Below are 20,635 nucleotides of genomic sequence, written 5' to 3'. Positions count from 1 at the left end.
GTTCCTGCCTCGCTATGCGTTGGCGTTTCCCGTCTCAGTGGGGTCGCATTATAGGGAGATCCGAAAACAGATCAACCTTTTTTTGAAGAAAACTTGAAATAATGTGCTGTTCGCACATATTTGCATCGAAATGGTTACTTTAAACACTAAAAAGGCCCTGATGGGCCTTTTTAATTAGTTTACTATGAGCTTCCACCCAAGTTTACCTTGCTGTTTAGACTCTTGTTGTAGCTCGCTGGCCATTAATGGATGATCTTTTAACCAGTTACTTTCAAACTTAAGGTCTAACACTTCATTTTTAGCAGTTAACTCAAACATAGGCAGTACATCATCTTGTCTGCGCATTGATAAGATGACTGCTATCCGTAGTAATCTCACTATATATTGCGCCAATAGACTATTTACGCCGAGTGAATTAAAACAGCCTTTTGGAAAATCAGAACGATGCGCATCTGCTACCGCTACTATTAATTTATGCTCTGACTGTGAAAAACCAGGCATATCGGTATTTTCCAAAATATAAGCGGTGTGTTTATGGTACTGCTTATATTCTATTAGTAATCCAATCTCATGAAGCTGCGCTACCGCTTTTAATAGTGGTAACCCATTTAAACGTTCAATTGGCCAATCTTTATCAATACTTACCGCTAACTGCATAGCTAAGCTTGAAACCCGACACGCTTGTTTTTGATCAACGTGATAACGACTCATAAACCCATCAACTGTGCGTTTACGAATGTCGTTATTATGAAACTCCGGAACCATGCTATATAAAACGCCTTCACGCAGTGCTCCACCCGCCAATCCCATTTTTTCTATTTCAAGAGATTCAAATAGTGCGATTAAGATTGCGAGCCCTGATACAAATACCAGTCGACGGTCTTCACTTAATCCAGGAAGGTCTAGCGCTGCAATAGTGCTAAATGCAATTGCTTGCTCTTTTATAGTGTTGAGCTTTTCAAGCGTAAGTAAATCGTCAAGATTTTGAGCGACCATAATTTCTTGAATTGCTTGCACTGTGCCAGAAGCACCAGATGCAATTTGCCATCCCGCTGTTTTATATTCTGGAGAAATTTCATCAATGACTGTACGAGCTGCTTTTATGGCTGCGTTAAAGTTACTCTTACTTAATTGGCAGTCTTTGAAATAGCGTTCAAGATAGGTAACACACCCCATATTGAGGCTTTTGTAATGTAAGGCATCAAATGCTTTACCAATTACAACTTCGGTACTTGCACCACCAATGTCAATAACAAGCTGTTTGCCAGTACAAGATGAAGTATGAGCAACACCTTTATAAATTGTACGCGCTTCTAATTCTCCGCTAATAACATTAATGTTATGGCCAAGAATCTTTTCTGCATGATTTTTGAATACTTCGGCGTTAGTTGCTAACCGTAAGGTGGCTGTTGCTACTATGGTGATGTTTTTATCTGGGATATCTTGTAGACGCTCAGCAAAAAGGGCAAGGCATTCCCAGCCTCGCTGCATTGCTTCAGTGCTCAATACGTTATCTTTATCAAGCCCTGCGGCTAATCGGACTTTGCGTTTAACACGTCCAATTGTTTGTAGACCGCCAGCAATTGATTTGGCTATAAGCATATGAAAGCTATTTGAGCCCAAATCAATAACTGCGTACACATTTTTTTGCGGTTTAAGTTGCCCCACCGTTCAAAAACCTCTAGTTACTACTACTTATACAAACGGTCGTTTACGACCGTCCTTTTTGGTAACTATTATTTGGGCGACGTCCGCTGTTATTACTACGGTTACGTGGACCTGTTGAATAGTTGCGCTTTCTTTGAATGATAGGCTGAGTTAAATCATCTAGCAATGCTGTTTTATCATAATGTGATAAAGGAATGCTGTGCTCTATATATTCTTCAATTTCATGCAGGTTATATGCATATTGCTCACATGCAAAACTAATTGCGTGGCCTGATGCACCAGCGCGGCCAGTACGACCAATACGGTGAACATAATCTTCACAATCGTCAGGTAAATCAAAGTTAAATACATGACTTACTTCTGGAATATGAAGACCACGCGCTGCAACATCAGTCGCAACTAAAAAGTCTAAGTCGCCTTTGCTAAACTGCGCTAATATAGTTTGGCGTTTTTTCTGGTTAACATCACCAGTAAGCATACCTACACGATGACCGTCTGACTTAAGCCAAGCATATACTGTTTCACAACTGTGCTTGGTATTTGCAAACACGATTGCTTTCTCTGGCCATTCTTCTTCAATTAAGCTTAACAACAGCTTAATTTTATCTTCTTGCGAAGGATGAAATAGCTCTTCTTGAATACGTTTACCCGTTTTAACGTCAGGTTCAATTTGAACATGTTCTGGGTTTGTCATGTGCTCAAAAGCTAATTCTTGTACGCGATACGATAATGTGGCAGAAAATAATAAGTTTAAACGCTTTGATGTATCTGGCATACGATCGAACATATAGCGAATATCTTTGATAAAACCTAAATCGAACATACGATCAGCTTCGTCAAGCACGACTACCTCAATTTCATTAAGGGTGTAACAGCCTTGCTTATACAGATCAATTAGACGACCTGTAGTACCAATTAAAATATCAACGCCTTTTTCTAGTTGTGCACGTTGTTTTTCGTAATCTTCGCCACCATATACTAAACCTAAGTTAAGATTACAGTGCGGCGCTAAAATTTTAGCATCTTTGTGTATCTGAATCGCAAGCTCCCGAGTAGGGGCCATGATCAGGGCTCTTGGATGTTTACTAGGTGCTTTGCTAGATTGTAATAACCGATGGCACGTGGCAGTTAAAAACGCCAACGTTTTGCCTGTACCTGTTTGAGCTTGGCCCGCGATATCGCGTCCATCACAAATAAAAGGTAGGCATTTTGCTTGAATAGGTGTGCAATATTCAAACCCATTCTCGGTTAAACCGGCAACCACTTCCGGTGCGATAGCAAAGTCTGAAAACTTTTTATCGGTTAAATGTGTCTTAGTCATAGCGTTTAAGCATAACGTTTAAACTTGCAATAAGAAACAAGAGTGTTTAAATACGCACTAAATATTTCGCCTAACTAAATCGGAGAGCGCAATGAGCGAGAAAATAATCCAAATTACTGACGATAGCTTTGAAGCTGACGTATTACAATCTGACAAACCAGTACTAGTAGATTTCTGGGCTGAATGGTGTGGACCTTGTAAAATGATCGCCCCTATTCTTCACGAAGTTGCTGATGAATACGACAGCCGTGTGACTGTTGCTAAATTAAACATTGACCAAAATGCTGGCACACCGCCAAAATTTGGTATTCGTGGTATTCCTACTTTACTTCTTTTTAAAGATGGTCAAGTAGCTGCAACGAAAGTAGGTGCTCTTTCAAAAACTCAACTTATTGAGTTTTTAGAAAACAACATCTAACTGTAAGCTAGAACAATAAAAAGGGCTTTTTGCCCTTTTTTAAATTTATTTTGTATAAAGACTGGACGCTTTGCCAGTGAACTGCTAGTTTATAAAGCCAACTAATCCTTAGTTATATTCAACAAACCTCACTCAACGATCAAAGCGATTTTGAGTATGACAACTGTAATAAAGAACCCACCAATATGCATTTACGCGAATTAAAAGACAAGTCCATTAAAGAGCTTGTAGACTTAGCTGAGTCCATGGGGCTCGAAAACGTAGCCCGCTTAAGAAAGCAAGATATCATTTTTGCCATTCTTAAATCCCATGCCAAAGGCGGAGAGAATATCTTCGGCGGCGGTGTATTAGAGATTTTACAAGATGGTTTCGGCTTCTTAAGATCATCAGAAGCCTCTTACTTAGCTGGCCCAGATGACATTTATGTTTCACCTAGCCAAATTCGCCGTTTCAGCATGCGTACTGGCGATTCAATTTCAGGTCTTATTCGTCCACCTAAAGACGGTGAACGTTACTTTGCTTTACTTAAAGTAAATGAAGTTAACTTTGATAAACCTGAAAACTCTCGAACTAAAATTCTTTTTGAAAACCTTACTCCATTACATGCAAACGAACGTTTTCGCATGGAACGTGGTAACGGCAGTAAAGAAGATATTACAGCCCGTGTACTTGATTTAGCATCTCCTATTGGCCGCGGCCAACGTGGTTTGTTAGTAGCTCCGCCAAAAGCGGGTAAAACAATGCTACTTCAAAATATTGCACAATCAATTACGCACAATCATCCTGATGTAACATTAATGGTTTTACTTATTGATGAACGTCCGGAAGAAGTAACAGAGATGCAACGCCTAGTTAAAGGTGAAGTTATTGCATCAACGTTTGATGAACCAGCTTCTCGTCACGTACAAGTTGCCGAAATGGTTATCGAAAAAGCAAAACGCCTAGTTGAACATAAAAAAGATGTTGTTATCTTATTGGATTCAATCACTCGTTTAGCACGTGCTTATAACACCGTTATTCCTTCATCAGGTAAAGTACTTACTGGTGGTGTTGACGCTAACGCATTACATAAACCTAAGCGCTTCTTTGGTGCTGCACGTAACGTTGAGGAAGGTGGTAGCTTAACAATCATAGCTACAGCTCTTATCGATACTGGCTCTAAAATGGATGAAGTTATCTACGAAGAGTTTAAAGGTACTGGTAACATGGAACTTCACCTTAACCGTAAAATTGCGGAAAGACGTGTATTCCCAGCTATCGACTTTAACCGCTCAGGTACTCGTCGTGAAGAATTACTAACAAAACCAGATGAACTTCAAAAGCTTTGGATTTTACGTAAAATTGTTCATGACATGTCAGAAATTGATGCAATGGAATTCTTAATCGATAAACTATCGATGAGCAAAACCAATGATGAATTTTTTGATTCGATGAGACGCCAATAAAAGCGTTTTAATTGAATAAAAAAGCGCCTTAGGCGCTTTTTTTGTGTCTGGATTAAATACAGTTTAACTTTCATTATACTTTTTAAGTACACCCTGCAGCGTATCAACGAGCGCTTTAAAATCATTTGCACTGATTTTTTGGCTTCTGCGTAGAAGTGCTCTGTCTAAATTTTTAGCCGATTGCGCAATTTCATCCAAACCAAACATTTGTGCAGCCCCTAAAATGCGATGGCTATCTTTTTGTAGCGCATCTAAATCTTCGCTTATAAAATGCTGCGTAATCGTTTCACTCTCCAAAGCAAAGCTCTGCTTGAAACTAATCACAAGATCGCTCATATCAACTTCATTTTGCTTTGTAATTGGCTGATCTTCTGCATTATGTAGGTGACTAGAAAGCGCTTTATAAAATGACTCTTTGTCTATCGGTTTACCTAAGTAACCAGTAAACCCTAACTCTAAATAACCATCCACTTCATGACTCATAGCATTTGCTGTTAAAGCAAAAATAGGTCGCTCAAAACCACATTGTTTTAATAGCTGAAAAGCAGAACGCCCATCCATCACTGGCATTTGAATATCGAGCAATACCAAATCTGGATATTCTTTTAAGCACTGCTCTACCGCTTGCTCACCATTTTCAACAGCAATAACCTCGAGTCCCATTGAGCGTAAATAACGACTTATTAACCTACGATTATCAGGATGATCCTCCGCAAGTACAACACGCCCTGCTAATTGCTTATTTGCCTTAGGAGCACTTTGAGTTTCAATCATGCTTTGAGATTTATTTACTTCTGCGCACGGTAAAAAGAACGAAAACTGACTGCCCTTTTTGTATTCGCTTTGTACGCTGATATAACCACCCATCATCGCAGCTAATTGTTGCGATAAGCTAAGGCCTAACCCTGTACCACCAAAGCGACGGCTAATGCTGTTATCAGCTTGGCTAAAGCATTCAAAAATAAGCTTTAACTGTTTAGAGCTCATACCAATACCGGTATCTTTTACAATAATAACTAGTCCTTGCTCACTCTTATTTAATGCAATAATGATCTGCCCTGAATGAGTAAACTTAATAGCATTTGCACATAAGTTTATAAGAATCTGCTTTACGCGTATTAAATCCAGCTTAGTGTAAAACTCATTACCCACTTGATTGTCTAAAATAAGATGTAGATTTTTTGCTTTTGCTTGGGTGATAAACATTGCGTGCACATCATTTACGAGCTCTACAATATCAAAGCACGAAATATTTAACTCTAATCTATTGGCTTCAATTTTACTTAAATCGAGTACATCATTTATTAAGCTTTTTAAATGGTCACTGTGACGCTGAATTACTCTTAATTCATCTTTAAGTGACTCAGGCTCATATAATTCATTAATTAAAGCATCTGTTTGCCCTAAAATAGCCGTTAGTGGAGTGCGAATTTCGTGACTAATATTAGCCAAAAACTGGCTTTTAACATCGTTGGCTTCTCTCAGCTCTTGTGCAATTGCCTGCAATTCTGCAGTACGTTGCGTAACTTGTTCTGTTAACTGCTGCTTAGCGCGTTTTTCTGCACCACGGCGATAAAGCGCAATACCAGTTACGACAACTAAAAGTAATAGTAAAAAAGAGAATAAAGTAAGCTGAGAACGCTGCGACATTTTTAGCTCTTGCACACGGCGATCTTGTTTAAGTTTTTCTATCTCTTGGTTTAATTGCGTTGCTTTAAATTGATGCTGAAGTACCGCTAGTGCATTTATAATTGCCGTACTTCTGAGCTTTCGCAACTCACTAATATATTTTTGTTGCAAAGCCATTGCGCTTGAATAATCGCCTTTACTGGCTTCAAGAAGTGCTTTGGCCCCCAAGCTCTCTCTAATTATTCGCTCACTACCATATTCATGAGCAAGTAAAATTGCTCTATCTAAATTTATTTGCGCCTCTTCTAAGTTGCCCTTAACAAACTGAATTTTAGCCAGCGCATGTAGCGCATTAAGCTCTAAATTATGGTTATCTATTTTAAGGGCGTAGTACTCACCTAATTTAGCTTGCTCGTACGCTTCATCCACTTTTTTTAATACTAAATTAGTATTTGCTAGGTTTGTATATTGTGTAGATAACTTATTGTAATCATTAGCTGAAATATAATAGCGTAGCGCTAGCTGGTAATAATGCAGTGCTAAGTCAAATTGATTACTCTCCATATGGGCAACACCCATATTGTTATATACCTGCGCAATACCGCTTTTATCATCTAATCGTTGATAAACCTTAAGTACATCTTGATAAAGACCAAACGCACTATCGTAGCGTGATAAGCGTATATAAACGCCTGCTATATTAAGTAGTATATCGGTTTTATCTTGCTCGCTGCCGTACGCCTCGTAGATAGCTTTTGCTTTTAAATAAAACTCTAGGGTATCGCCTAGCTTATTCATATTAAAATAGGCCAAACCAATATTATTTAATAAGTTTGCCTGCTCTAGTAATTGCTTATTCTTTTCTGCTAATGCTAGGGTACGGGTATATTCAATAATCGCTTTTTGAAATAAGCCTTGATAAAAAAGTACAACACCTTGCATTTTTATTGCACGAAAGTGCTCATCAGGGAAGAAAGTATCCGAAGTATGTTGTTCAAGTAATTTAAAGTAATGTAATGAGTCTTTAAAATTATCAACCGATAACGCAGTATTACCCAATGCCGAATAAACAGCGACACGCTCTTTTTTGGAGGCATTTTTATTAGCAAGTAGCATGTTTGCTAATTGTAATTTAGGCTCCCACTGCACTTCGTTTTTGAATTGCTCAAATAACGAATCATTATTTTGGGCATAGCTAGGAGCTATTAGTACACAGCATATAGTAAATAAGAGGCATTTTAACTTGCCCAGCATAATTTTAATCCTTCAAACCGTTACTTATATCAGTGTAATCTTTATTGAAGATACACCAACTACTAGGACCTAAACAATGCTTAACCCACTGATTGATGAGATTTTTGAGCTAATACTAACAAAGCAGGTTTGGCAAGTTCATACTTTAGCAGCAGAACTGACAAACCGCAGCGCTATGACCACTCTCGATAAAAGTCCTGAACGTGATTTATTTAAACGTAACTTTTTAATTATGAATGCACTGTACCAACTGCAGGCACAATTACGCCCTCAGAGTTTACTCATTTCAGCTCTGCATATCGAGCTTTTAGAAAAAGGAGATAATAGTTTAGTAACAACAAGCGAAAATTTGCGAGATTATTATTTAGATTGGCATAATTACGATACCAGAGAAGAGCAGATTGATGAGCTTTTAAATAGCTTTTGGCGTCAGTTTAAAACGATATCACCACAACAGGCTTTAAATGAAAATGAATTTAAAGCATTGGCTTTAGAATGGAAGTTACCTGAAAATTTCACTCTTAAAAATGTTCAAAAGCGCTGGAGACAACTTGCATTACAAGTGCACCCAGATAAACCAAATGGCTGTGAAGTTGAGTTTAAAAAAATACAAACACAATACGAGCAGCTAAAGGTAGCTGCTCGTTAATCTATTAATTTAGAAGTTTAAATTAACGAGTAAGGCGACGTGCGCGTATTTTACGCCCTTTAATATTGCCTTCGGTTAATTTACGAAGCGCAGGTTTTAATGAGTTACGCTCAACAGCAACAAACGCTACGTTATCAAGTACGTTAATTTTACCCACCTGACGACCTGCAACCCCATCTTTACCCGTTAAGGCACCTAAAATATCACCTGCACGTACTTTTTGTTTTTTACCTGAATCAATCATCAAAGTAACCATTTCAGGGCGGTACGGTGGCTTGTCTAATAAATTAAATGGTGGCATTTGCTCTGGAGTAATATCACGTTCGTAATGTTCGCCTATTTGAGCAATTTTAAACGCTTCTGCTTCACCGTAAATAGAACATGCAATGCCCTTTTTACCAGCGCGACCAGTACGACCAACACGATGCACATGTGTTTGCGTGTCATGTGCTAAATGGTAGTTAATCACCATATCCATGTCGTCAATATCTAAACCACGTGCAGCAACATCGGTTGCAACAAGTATTGAAGCACTTTTATTTGAAAAGTGAATTAACGTACGTTCACGATCGCGCTGTTCTAAATCACCGTGTAGCGAAACAGCACTAAAGCCTTCATCAGCTAAATCGTCACACACTTGTTGTGTTTCTACTTTAGTATTACAAAACACAACACAGCTTTGTGGTGTAAATTTAAGTAATAATAATTTTAGCGTTGGATAGCGCTGCTTATTATTATCCATTTTGTAGAAGTACTGCTTAATTGTGCTTTTGGCTTGCTCTTCTTCTACTTTAACCATTTCTGGATTTTTAAGTACACGCTTAGCAATTGCTTCAATAGCTCTTGGGAATGTTGCACTAAATAACAATGTTTGACGATTTTGTGGAATGCGCTCAATAATTGCATCAAGTGTATCTTGAAAACCCATATCAAGCATTTGATCGGCTTCATCAAGTACCAATGTTTCAACATCATCTAAACGTAAAGTACCTTTACGAATATGGTCATCAACACGCCCAGGTGTACCAACAATAATATGCGCGCCATGTTCAAGCGAGCCTATTTGTGGACCAATTGATACACCGCCACATAACGTTAATATTTTAATGTTATGGATACCGCGCGCTAATTTACGCATTTCAACCGCAACCTGCTCGGCAAGCTCACGAGTAGGACACAAGACTAAAGATTGAATACGAAAGCGTTTTACGTTTAATTTAGCTAACACACCCAAGCTAAACGCAGCAGTTTTACCTGAACCGGTTTTTGCCTGAGCAATGATGTCTTTACCAGCAAGTACAGGCGGTAAACTTTGCGCTTGTACAGGTGTCATATGCGCATAACCAAGTGTTGATAAATTATCAACGAGTCCAGCTGGTAAAGCCAAAGATGAAAAAGCAGTTGAAGTCACAGTAAGTTCCATAGCAATAAAAATAACGTGGGGGAAAGCCCCACTAAATATGCTGCTAATAATAGCAGAATTCGCAATTGGCAACCATTAACAAACACACTATAAAGCATGTTAATAAAAGATGTTGAAAATGATAGTAGTTTGCATTAAGATCTCGATTGTTTTTTACATATCACTGCTGGAAGCAATCAATGAAACTGAATTCTCTTTACATAGCACTATTAGCAAGCATTACAACAAACGCATATGCAAACTCTACCGACCTTGAACGTATAGAAGTAAAAGGTAGCTACTTTAATGATTACAAAGTAGATAACGCTAATGGCGCAATGAGAACGTCAGCTTCATTACTTGAAACCGCACAATCTGTAACCGTAATTACAGACACTATTGTTAATGAACAACTTGCCACTACCCTTGGCGAAGTACTAACAAATGATGCCAGCTTAACGGCAGGCTCACAGCAACGAAACCGTGAAGTATTTAACTTACGTGGGTTTGAGCTAAGCTCATCGACAGGTTATTTACGCGACGGGCATCAGCATTGGTCGCACTACCAGCAACCAATCGAAATTTTGCAACAAGTTGAAGTAATTAAAGGCCCATCAAGTATTTTATATGGTCAGTCAGGCCCTGGTGGATTGGTTAACATGGTAACCAAAAAACCAACTGCAACGACATTATTTAATGCCAGTGCCGATGTAGACCAACATGGTTCAACGCGCTTTATGGTTGATGCTGCAGGCGCATTAACAGAATCGGAAGATTTACGTGCTCGCGGTATTTTAGTTAAACAAGATGTTGATTACTGGCGTGAATACCAAAATGGTGAAAACCGTGAACGTGACCGCTTTTTAGGTGCTTTAGTTGTTGATTACGATATTAGCGACAATGCATTAGTACGTGTGCATTACGACCGCACAGACGACGAAGCAGGTTTAGATACTGGCGCATGGATAGACGATAATGCCAATGTAATTGGTGATGATAAAACAATCCGTGATATGTCTTGGGCGTTTACCGATATTACAGTAGAAAACGTAGGTGTAGACCTAGAAGTATTTTTAACCGATAACTGGCAAGTAAAGCTTGGCTATAACGAACAAACATTTGAGCGCCAACGCTTTGAATCAGCACCGAATATGCCAAGTGACTTTGTTGAGGGTGATAGCTATCAATCAAATCCTTATGATCGCTTTGATGATTGGCAATTTAAAACTGCATTTATTGATTTTATTGGTGAATTTAAAACGGGAAGTTTACAACATCAGTTTTTAATTGGCGCAAACTCGCTTAATTATTACTACGGGCAACGTCGTACCTCTGCCGACTCTTTTGATTTTTCTGCAGGACAAGCAGAACCATCTCGTCCATCAGTAAGCTATAAAACAGATGATACAATAAGCGAAACTGAATACGACTACTACGGTATTTACGTTCAAGACTTAATTTCGTTCTCACCAGAGTGGCAATTATCGCTAGGTGGCCGTTACGATAAACAAACACGAGAAGATGCAGATAACGAATCATTTGTACCAAAAGTAGGCGTGCTTTATCACCCAAATGCTTCTGCAACTATATACGCTAGTTACTCAGAAGGTTTCGAGCCTCAAGGCAGCGAAACATTAATTGATGAAACAGATGTAAATAACGGTATGAAATTAGATGCTATTACATCTGAGCAAAGAGAAATTGGTATTAAATGGCAATTATTTGATGACCGCCTAATGCTTACCAGTGCTATTTTTGATATTAGCAAAGAAGGTACTCTTGTTAGCGAGCAACTTGAAGTTCCTATTGGGTCATTCACAAGTGAAACAAACCAAGTAGGTGAACAACGCCATAAAGGTTTTGAGCTAAGCGCACAAGGTGCCGCTACTGACCGTTTATTTGTAATGGCATCAACTATGTACCTAGATGCTAATTTTGAACGCGATGAAAAACTTGAAGGCAAACGCCCTACCGATGCACCAAAATGGTCGGCATCACTTTGGACTCGTTATGAATTAAACGATGCAATTGCACTTAATGCAGGTGCTTTTTACGAAGGTGAACGTTTTGCTGATAGCGCCAATACAATTACTAAAAATGCATATACGCGTGTTGATGTAGGTGCAACTTATAAGTTTAACTTAAGTAATACCGATATTAACTTACGCCTTAACATCGAAAACTTATTTGATAAAAGCTATTTAGGTGGTGGCGGCACAAATAATGTAACTGTTGGCGAGGGCACAAATCTTCGTTTAGCTGCGCAATTTAGCTTTTAAATAAATGCCTTAAATAACAGCTTTAAAATATAGCCCGCGTACATTTACGCGGGCTTTTTTATATCTAAATATTCACACCTAACAGCATTAAACCTATTACAAAGCCTATTCATCTCATCTATTTTTTATCATGTTTGTTACATGCTCTAATAGCGCTAATTATTAAAAAGGCCTACCAAAATGAAAAAATTAATTACCGCACTGCTGCTTACTAGCAGTATGGCTGCAAACGCTAACAGCGCCGAATTTACCCAAAAGCAATTACAACAAGTAGACAAAGTGCGCACCTCTGCACTAAATAGTGATTTAAGTTATAAATTACTAGAGTCATTAACAACTGAAGTAGGCCCACGCCTTCCTGGTACCGAAAACGATAAAAAAGCCGTGGCATGGGCTCAAGCCAAATTTAATGAACTGGGCTTTGATAAAGTATGGTTAGAAAAAGCCACATTTCCTGAATGGCGCCGTTATAGCGAAAGCGGAAAAATACTAACACCAAGCGAGCAACCACTGCACTTAACTGCATTAGGTAACAGTATAAGCACGCCAAAAGATGGGATTACAGCGCCGGTTGTATTATTCGAAACACTTGATGAATTAAAAGCCGCACCGGCAAACAGTTTAAAAGGTAAAATTGCGTATATTAATTACCGTATGAACCGCGACATAGACGGGAATGGTTACGGACCTGCTGTAAAAGCACGCGGTACAGGCGCTATAGAAGCATCTAAAAAAGGCGCTGTTGCCTACATGATGCGCTCGGTTAGTACCGGTCATCATCGCTTTGCACACACTGGCGGTAGTTACTACAAAGAAGGTGTTACAAAAATACCTAACGTAACAATTGCTAACCCAGATGCAGATCAAATAGCACGCTTAGTTGCTTTAAATAAAGAAGTGTCGGTAAATATTAATGTGCAAACCGAAAGCCTTGGTGAAGGCACTGGTTATAACGTTATTGGCCAATTTAATGGTACCGAAAACCCTGAGCAATATGTATTAATTGGGGGGCATTTAGATTCTTGGGACTTAGGGACTGGCGCATTAGATGACGGCGCAGGCGTTGCACTAACAATGGCAGCCGCTAAACATATTAGCGATGTAAAACGCCCTAAGCGCAGTATTCGTGTGGTACTTTTTGCAGCTGAAGAGCTAGGTCTTTGGGGTGCAAAAGCTTATTTTGCAGAGCATAAAAACGAGCTAAGCAATATTGTTGCAGCCGCTGAGTCTGATTTTGGCGCCGATGTTGTATATGCTTTTGAGTCGAACGTAAGCGCAGAGTCACTTCCTGTAGTTCGCGCTATAGCAAAAGAACTTGCGCCGTTAAATATTGAGCACATTGGTAAAAACCAAGCGAATGGTGGCCCCGATCTAATTCCACTTAAAGCAGCAACGTCAGCGCCTATTTTTGAACTTGCTCAAGATGGAACAGATTACTTTGATTACCACCATACAGCTGACGATACGCTTGATAAAGTGACACCTGCTAAGCTTCGTCAAAATACCGCTGCATATGCTGTATTTGCTCTAATGGCTGCCGATGCAAAAACCACTATCAAGCCTAAAGCTCAAAATAAGTAATAACAGACATACTTACTTACAGTTTGTAGCTTTAACTAACACGCTTCTTGTTTTACCTTTAGGTAATTAAACAAGGAGCGTGCTTTATGTTACTTTTCAACACAAGTGAATCATTTCCACATTTTGCACAAATAACACGCTGCCCTCACTGCCAAAGCGACGCCTACCATTTAGTAAATAAAAGCCGCTATTTACGATTTAGCATTTTACCTATGCTTGCCTTAAAATTAAGCTATAAACGCGAGTGCTATCAATGCGGAAAAAGCGAACCTGTTAAAATACCGCAACTACCGTTAATAGAAAAACTAAGCCTACCTAAATACTTTATTGGCGTATTTTTATTGCTTTGGATTGTTTCGTTTTTTTATCAACAACACCTTGATACCGAGACTCAAAAGCAAAGCTATTTGAATACACCTAAAATATATGACACCTACTTAGTACACGCCGACAAATTTACACACGAACCCTGGACCCTAACCAATTTAAGAATTGCTCAAGTTTTAAGTTTTGATAAGCAGTTTATTACCTTTCAGATAAGCAACTACAGCTATAAACGTAATAATAGTATTACCTTGGCAATGCGTACCAGCCAACTAATTCAAGACAATTACTTCTCCACTAAAACAATCACCCTCCCTCGTGATGAAGTAAAGCGTTTGTATAAAGACGAAGCTATTTATGACGTGCTGCGACCTTATGCCAACAGCCTTTATGGCGGGTTTGTGATGTTTCCTCCCAAACCTAAGCCACTATATAAAGGTTTAAAACTCGATAAAAACAATCAACAAGGCATTATTTATTTTAAAGATAAGTTGTTTTTTGAAGCATTTAATAGCTTTAAGCTAGCTGCTGAAGCGGGTTCTCAATGGGGGCAATTAAATTTAGCGCAAATGTATCGTGATGGTCAGGGAATAGCTCAAAATTATCAACAGGCTATTTATTGGTATAAAAAGGCCATTGAGCAAAAAAATACTAAAGCACAATTTGAATTAGAATCGCTTTGTAAAATAGCTAACTGTGAATGAGTGAATGAGTGAATTTAAATATAGCTGGCGCAACAAGTACGCCAGCTATAAACTATTTTTTAAATAACTTTGTATAACCTACATGTATAAGCACAACAACTAAGCCGGCAATAACACCTAGCAAACCATCAAACAAGAGAGGCGCTAATACTTCTCCTGTGCCGCCAGCAACAGACTGAGCATAGCTCGTTACATCCACTTGAGTATGATGCAATAACTCAACACCATGCACTAAAATCCCGCCGCCTACTAAAAACATTGCAATGGTGCCCGCAAATGCTAAAAACTGCATCAACCTAGGCGCTGCTGCGAGTAAGCCTTTACCAAGTAACTCTTTAAATTTATTAGCTGACACTTTAGATTCGTTGAGTAAATAAAGCCCGGCATCATCCAGCTTTACAATACCGGCCACTAAGCCATAAACGCCAATCGTCATTATAATTGCGATAACACAAAGCACTAAAGCTTGGTTAAGTAACGTAGCGCCTGCCACAGTGCCTAAAGTAATAACAATAATTTCGGCAGAAAGAATAAAGTCGGTTCTTATTGCCCCTTTTATTTTTTGTTTTTCATACTCAACTAAATCTAATTTTTCATCTTCATCTACCACTTCATTGTGATGAGGCAAAAACTTAGCAAATACTTTTTCAGCTCCCTCAAAACACAAAAACAAACCACCCATCATTAAAAGCGGTGTTATTAACCAAGGCAGCCATACGCTTATTAATAAAGCAGCGGGTACGAGTATCGCTTTATTTAAAAATGAGCCCTTTGCCACAGCCCAAACAACCGGTAATTCACGCTCTGCTGCAACACCTGTAACCTGCTGTGCATTGAGTGCTAAGTCATCGCCTAATACACCCGCTGTTTTTTTTGTTGCTACCTTACTCATTGTCGCAATGTCATCAAGTAAAGTGGTTATATCGTCTAATAACGTTAAAAGGTTAGTGCCTGCCATAAAGCTTCCGAGCTCAAAAAATATTGCTATAAACATAACGTAAAGCGCTACTTTCACCAACGGTTAATTTTGCTTTGTTATTCTTACATTAGATTAAAATTTTGCCCTGCGTTTTAACTTACTTTTAAAGAAGATGGGAGAAAAAATGAAAGTATATTTAGCATTAATCGCTATTTTACTAAGCTTAACCGCATGTAGTGATTTACAAACCAGTACTGCTTACCAATGCGATGATGAGAGCGTAAAACTCAATATTATTAATAATTCTGAAGCCGAAATTATCTTTAACAATAAAGTGCATGTACTTAATCACGAAAAAAGTGCATCAGGGAATAAATATATAAGTGAAGAGGTACTGTTTTGGGGTAAGGGAAATGAGGCCATGCTAATCATTGCTGGTAAAAAAAGACAGTGCATCAAGGTTTAACACAAAACCAACCAATAAATTACAGTAATGCTACAATAATTAAAGACCCATTATTGTGATGAAGTTATGCGTTCAATTGCGATCAAACATAAAATAATTTTAGCTTTTACAGCCATTGGTTTATTGGTGCTAACAAGTAGTGTGTTTTTTTATTGGTCATTAAACAAAATTAGCGTTAACAATACCCGAACCGAAAAATTAGCAGTTCCGGTACAACAGTTCAGTAAAGATTTAAGGCTATCATTACTGTCTATTACTAAATTTAACGCCTTAGCTTACAGCCAAGCAAACCTTGATTTACTTCAACAAAATAAAAAACAGGCGCAAGCTGAGCAACAACAATTTAGCGATATGCTCAATTCGTTAAGCACTCAACTAAATCAACAAATAACAATGCAAAATTTACTCACCAGTACCAACGCAGGCTTCGAGCAACTGACTAAAGTAAGTGTCGCAATGTTTAGTGCTAAAGAGAGTAAGTTTGTAGCGCAAAATTCCACCATAGAATTATCAGCAACGTTTAACGAGCAACTTTACAATTTAAGTTCTAACTTACTTGATATAGAACTTTTAGAAGTGCCTGCAAAACAGCAGGCGCTACTTAATGCGATGTTTGGAACAGCGACCCGTATAGATGATTTATTGTTTAACTTAAGCAATAATATAAAAAGCATTACTCAAACTACAAGTATCAATGATTTAAATAGCCATCAGCAAGATACCCTATTTCTACTAGATAACATCCAACCTAATTTCACCTATTTAGAGCAACAAGCGCTACCCTTTAATAATGCGTTTAATGCTAAAAATTTAACGGCTAAATTTAATCAATTAAGAGAGTTACTTAACAACGATACAGGAATTTATGCCCAACAAAATAAAGTACTCAAAAGTACTATTGCTGCGGCTCAAAATTTTGAACACTTTCAACAGCAATTTATAACAACAGAAGGTCAGCTTATTGAACTTAATAAATTGGCTGATGAGCGCTTTAATGCCTTACAAACTAATGCAAAGGCCGCCATAAATACTGGGATTAGTTCTGTAGTAATTATTACGCTTGTTTTAATTATATTGATTATCGCTATCTCTATTTTTACAACTCGCGCAATGCTAAAACCGCTTAAAAAAGTAAACCGCGATTTAGCCCGAATCGCCTCAGGTGATTTATCAAAGCGAAGCCATCCGCGCAGTAAAGATGAATTTGGTACTTTGCTAAATAACATAAATAAACTCAGTGAAGACCTTACCCAGTTAATTGGCGCAATTAGTAGCGACGCCCATGAACTAGACCGCAGCGCTATTAAAACCAGTGAAAAAGGTCAGCAAATGACGGTTGTTGCACAACAGCAGTTGGAGCGAAGCGCACAGGCAACATCGCTTGCACAAAATATGCTAACTAACTCACAAGCGGTTTATGAACAAGCAGATAAAACATCAAGTGAAATAACCAATGCATCGCAATTTGCCAATGACGTAAACAAGATTGCTAATACAAATAGTCTAAGTATAGAAACTTTATTACAGCGCCTTGATAAAGCAGTAGGCAGCACTGAGGAACTAGCCCAACACACTCAGCTTATTGAAGCCATTGTTGAAACAATTAGCAGCATTGCCGAGCAGACCAACTTATTGGCACTCAATGCTGCAATTGAAGCAGCGCGAGCGGGTGAAAACGGACGCGGGTTTGCTGTAGTTGCTGATGAGGTTCGATCATTAGCTGCACGTACACAGACCTCGACTAGCGAAATAAACACCATGATCCAAACATTGCAACAGCACACTCAAACAACTCAAGAACACATTACCGATGGCCAACACCAAGCCAAGCAATGTGTTAAAAACAGCACTGAACTAAATAAAGCCGTAGAGCGTATTAAAAGCACATTGTTGTCTGTTAATCAGATGAGTGAGCAGATTGCTCATGCATCACATGAGCAATTGACTAACAGTAACGACATTCAAAAAATAATGGCCAAGGTGACAGAGCAAGCAACCTTGAATGCCAAAAACGCGACAACCCTAGCAAGCGAAAGTGAAGACGTAAATCAACTTGCACACTCCTTAACAAGTGCCGTAGAGCGCTTTAAGTTTTAAGTGCAAGTAATGACTTGGCTTGCATGAAATGGGTATAATACTTCAACTCTTTTGCTTAATAGCGGCCCACAATGAAATATAAAGATCTACGTGATTTTATCGATTTGCTTGAAAAAAAAGGCGAACTTAAACGTATCACCCAAGAAATCGACCCGTATCTTGAAATGACCGAAATATCTGATCGCACATTGCGTGCAAAAGGCCCTGCGTTATTATTCGAAAATCCAAAAGGCTACGATATGCCGGTGCTTACCAACCTATTTGGTACACCAAAACGCGTAGCAATGGGCATGGGCCAAACAGATGTTAGCGAGCTTCGCGAAGTGGGTAAGCTACTCGCTTTTTTAAAAGAACCTGATCCACCAAAGGGTATTAAAGAAGCTCTAGGTGCTATACCTATTTTTAAGCAAGTGCTTAATATGCCTGCAAAAGAAGTTAAAAAAGCGCCTTGCCAACAAGTAGTTTTAGAAGGTGATGATGTAGACTTAACTAAATTACCTATTCAGCATTGCTGGCCAGGTGATGCAGCGCCATTAATTACTTGGGGCCTTACAGTCACTAAAGGGCCTTATAAAAAGCGCCAAAATTTAGGTATTTATCGCCAGCAATTATTAGGCAAAAATAAAATAATTATGCGTTGGTTGTCGCATCGTGGTGGCGCGCTTGATTTTCAGGAATGGTGTAAAGAAAACCCAGGGCAACCTTACCCTGTCTCGGTAGCACTAGGTGCCGATCCAGCTACTATATTAGGTGCAGTAACACCTGTACCCGACACATTAAGCGAATATGCATTTGCTGGTTTATTACGTGGTAGCAGAACCGAAGTTGTAAAATCTATTTCAAATGACCTACAAGTCCCTGCCAGTGCAGAAATAGTACTTGAAGGTTACATTATGCCAGGTGAAATGGCGCCAGAAGGCCCTTATGGTGACCATACCGGTTACTATAATGAAGTAGATGACTTTCCAGTAATGACGGTAACTCACTTAACGCATCGTAAAGATCCTATTTATCACAGCACATTTACTGGCCGTCCGCCTGATGAGCCTGCAATTTTAGGTGTAGCACTTAATGAAGTGTTTGTGCCGATATTACAAAAGCAATTTCCTGAAATCGTCGACTTTTATCTGCCGCCTGAAGGGTGCTCGTACCGTATGGCGATTGTAACAATGAAAAAACAATATCCTGGCCATGCCAAGCGCGTGATGATGGGGGTTTGGTCGTTCTTACGTCAGTTTATGTATACCAAGTTTGTAATTGTGTGCGATGACGATATTAATGCCCGTGATTGGGAAGATGTTATTTGGGCTATAACAACCCGAATGGATCCTGCTCGCGATACAACATTAATAGAAAACACACCTATTGATTATCTCGATTTTGCATCGCCAGTCTCTGGCCTGGGTTCAAAAATGGGAATGGATGCCACCAATAAATGGCCTGGCGAAACCACCCGCGAATGGGGCGAGCCTATTGTTATGGATAAAGACACCAAAGACCGCGTAGATGATATTTGGGAAAGCCTTAATATTCTTTAAGTGTTTATATGTAAGTACATAACAGGCTATAAAATAACCCTGCAGATATGCTAGAATCGAGTCATTCGATTGCGTATCTGCTGTTTAAAGCGCTGCTAAAAGGTAAAAAATGCAAACATTAAAAGCTGAAGTTGTAGCTATCAGCCCACTTACAGAATTTGTTCACAAAGTAATTTTAAAGCCACAACAACCTGTGACCTTTGAAGCTGGCCAATACATGCAACTCGTATTGGGCGAAAAAGACAAACGTGCTTTTTCTATAGCTAGTCGCCCTTCACAGTGCGATGCAATAGAACTGCATATTGGCGCGTCAGGTGCCGATTCGTATGCAATGCAATCGCTGGAACATTTACGAAACGCGCATACCACTGGGCAGTTAGTAGACATTGAAGCTGGCTTGGGTATTTCACAGTTGCGCCTGCAATGTGAGCGCCCTATTATTTTACTTGCCGGTGGCACTGGTTTTTCATACGCAAAATCAATGGCTGATCACTTAGCTGAAATTAAGTGCGACCGTCCTGTATTATTTTACTGGGGTGTAAAAGAAGAGTCAGCTTTATACGCACATACAGAAATGCAAACATGGGCCGATAGCCACAAAAACTTTGAGTTTATCCCTGTGGTAGAAAATCCATCTGCTAATTGGCAAGGTCACACTGGCTATGTACATAAAGCGGTAATGCAAGATATTGTATCACTTGAACCATACGATATTTATATGGCCGGTCGTTTTGACATGATAGGTATTGTCCGTGATGACTTTATTACTCATGGTGCAATTCGTGAAAACATGTACGCAGATGCATTCGCATTTATCAAATAATTGAAATTAACTTTCAGTTATGAATAAAGGCACCTAATCGGTAATGCCAGTCAGTTAAGCTGACTGGCATTTTTCTTTTTATGGGGATACTTAGATGGTTTTGGCTTAACCCATCGGG

General features: G+C 39.0%; 15 protein-coding genes. 10 read left to right on the top strand and 5 right to left on the bottom strand.

Annotated features, from left to right (window positions below):
* Positions 1–174: 174 nt before the first annotated feature.
* Both gppA and rhlB read right to left on the bottom strand, forming a co-directional pair.
* A complete protein-coding gene (gene gppA, locus I6F54_RS19560) occupies positions 175–1,668 on the bottom strand; it encodes a guanosine-5'-triphosphate,3'-diphosphate diphosphatase (RefSeq protein ID WP_007580584.1) in 1,494 nt (497 codons plus the stop codon).
* 43 nt (positions 1,669–1,711) lie between these two features.
* Positions 1,712–2,989, bottom strand: a complete 1,278-nt coding sequence (gene rhlB / locus I6F54_RS19555; RefSeq protein ID WP_165741477.1) for an ATP-dependent RNA helicase RhlB — start codon at positions 2,987–2,989, stop codon at positions 1,712–1,714.
* A gap of 91 nt (positions 2,990–3,080) precedes the next feature.
* Here rhlB and trxA point away from each other — a divergent pair, with 91 nt between their 5' ends.
* Positions 3,081–3,407, top strand: coding sequence for a thioredoxin TrxA (trxA, locus tag I6F54_RS19550; RefSeq protein ID WP_002960942.1), 327 nt, complete (start codon positions 3,081–3,083; stop codon positions 3,405–3,407).
* 185 nt (positions 3,408–3,592) lie between these two features.
* Positions 3,593–4,852: a transcription termination factor Rho gene (gene rho / locus I6F54_RS19545; RefSeq protein WP_002960945.1), complete on the top strand. Its 1,260-nt coding sequence runs from the start codon at positions 3,593–3,595 to the stop codon at positions 4,850–4,852.
* A 63-nt stretch (positions 4,853–4,915) separates the two neighbouring features.
* Here the strand turns inward: rho and I6F54_RS19540 are convergent, their stop codons facing one another.
* Positions 4,916–7,735: an ATP-binding protein gene (locus I6F54_RS19540; protein ID WP_197142728.1), complete on the bottom strand. Its 2,820-nt coding sequence runs from the start codon at positions 7,733–7,735 to the stop codon at positions 4,916–4,918.
* Between the two features lie 76 nt (positions 7,736–7,811).
* Here I6F54_RS19540 and I6F54_RS19535 point away from each other — a divergent pair, with 76 nt between their 5' ends.
* Entirely contained in the window at positions 7,812–8,384 is a 573-nt protein-coding gene (locus I6F54_RS19535) for a DNA-J related domain-containing protein (protein ID WP_165739347.1), read from the top strand.
* 22 nt (positions 8,385–8,406) lie between these two features.
* Here I6F54_RS19535 and dbpA read toward each other — a convergent pair whose 3' ends face one another.
* Positions 8,407–9,795 carry an ATP-dependent RNA helicase DbpA gene (gene dbpA, locus I6F54_RS19530; protein WP_007580581.1) on the bottom strand — a complete coding sequence of 463 codons (1,389 nt, stop codon included), beginning with the start codon at positions 9,793–9,795 and terminating at the stop codon, positions 8,407–8,409.
* A 191-nt stretch (positions 9,796–9,986) separates the two neighbouring features.
* On the opposite strand from dbpA, the gene I6F54_RS19525 reads away from it, so the two are divergent.
* The 3 genes from I6F54_RS19525 to I6F54_RS19515 all read left to right on the top strand — a co-directional run bounded on the left by I6F54_RS19525 (position 9,987) and on the right by I6F54_RS19515 (position 14,674).
* Positions 9,987–12,065, top strand: a complete 2,079-nt coding sequence (locus I6F54_RS19525) for a TonB-dependent siderophore receptor (protein WP_197142726.1) — start codon at positions 9,987–9,989, stop codon at positions 12,063–12,065.
* 180 nt (positions 12,066–12,245) lie between these two features.
* A complete protein-coding gene (locus I6F54_RS19520; protein WP_165739343.1) occupies positions 12,246–13,646 on the top strand; it encodes a M20/M25/M40 family metallo-hydrolase in 1,401 nt (466 codons plus the stop codon).
* A gap of 86 nt (positions 13,647–13,732) precedes the next feature.
* Positions 13,733–14,674, top strand: coding sequence for a tetratricopeptide repeat protein (locus tag I6F54_RS19515; protein ID WP_024589662.1), 942 nt, complete (start codon positions 13,733–13,735; stop codon positions 14,672–14,674).
* Positions 14,675–14,726: 52 nt separating this feature from the next.
* Here I6F54_RS19515 and I6F54_RS19510 read toward each other — a convergent pair whose 3' ends face one another.
* On the bottom strand, positions 14,727–15,632 hold the full coding sequence (locus I6F54_RS19510) for a DUF808 domain-containing protein (RefSeq protein WP_165729320.1): 906 nt from the start codon (positions 15,630–15,632) through the stop codon (positions 14,727–14,729).
* A gap of 145 nt (positions 15,633–15,777) precedes the next feature.
* On the opposite strand from I6F54_RS19510, the gene I6F54_RS19505 reads away from it, so the two are divergent.
* The 4 genes from I6F54_RS19505 (at position 15,778) to fre (ending at position 20,517) form a co-directional block, all read left to right on the top strand.
* Positions 15,778–16,059, top strand: a complete 282-nt coding sequence (locus I6F54_RS19505) for an MliC family protein (protein WP_165729321.1) — start codon at positions 15,778–15,780, stop codon at positions 16,057–16,059.
* Between the two features lie 66 nt (positions 16,060–16,125).
* Entirely contained in the window at positions 16,126–18,156 is a 2,031-nt protein-coding gene (locus tag I6F54_RS19500; protein ID WP_165739341.1) for a methyl-accepting chemotaxis protein, read from the top strand.
* Positions 18,157–18,227: 71 nt separating this feature from the next.
* On the top strand, positions 18,228–19,694 hold the full coding sequence (gene ubiD, locus I6F54_RS19495) for a 4-hydroxy-3-polyprenylbenzoate decarboxylase (protein ID WP_007580574.1): 1,467 nt from the start codon (positions 18,228–18,230) through the stop codon (positions 19,692–19,694).
* 109 nt (positions 19,695–19,803) lie between these two features.
* Positions 19,804–20,517 carry an NAD(P)H-flavin reductase gene (gene fre, locus I6F54_RS19490; protein WP_024589658.1) on the top strand — a complete coding sequence of 238 codons (714 nt, stop codon included), beginning with the start codon at positions 19,804–19,806 and terminating at the stop codon, positions 20,515–20,517.
* The last annotated feature ends 118 nt before the right edge of the window (positions 20,518–20,635 follow it).

The organism is Pseudoalteromonas sp. SWXJZ10B, from assembly GCF_015864475.1.
Lineage (GTDB): Bacteria > Pseudomonadota > Gammaproteobacteria > Enterobacterales > Alteromonadaceae > Pseudoalteromonas > Pseudoalteromonas arctica.
Note: the sequence above shows the minus strand (reverse complement) of the source record. Positions and strands in the feature narration are given on the sequence as shown.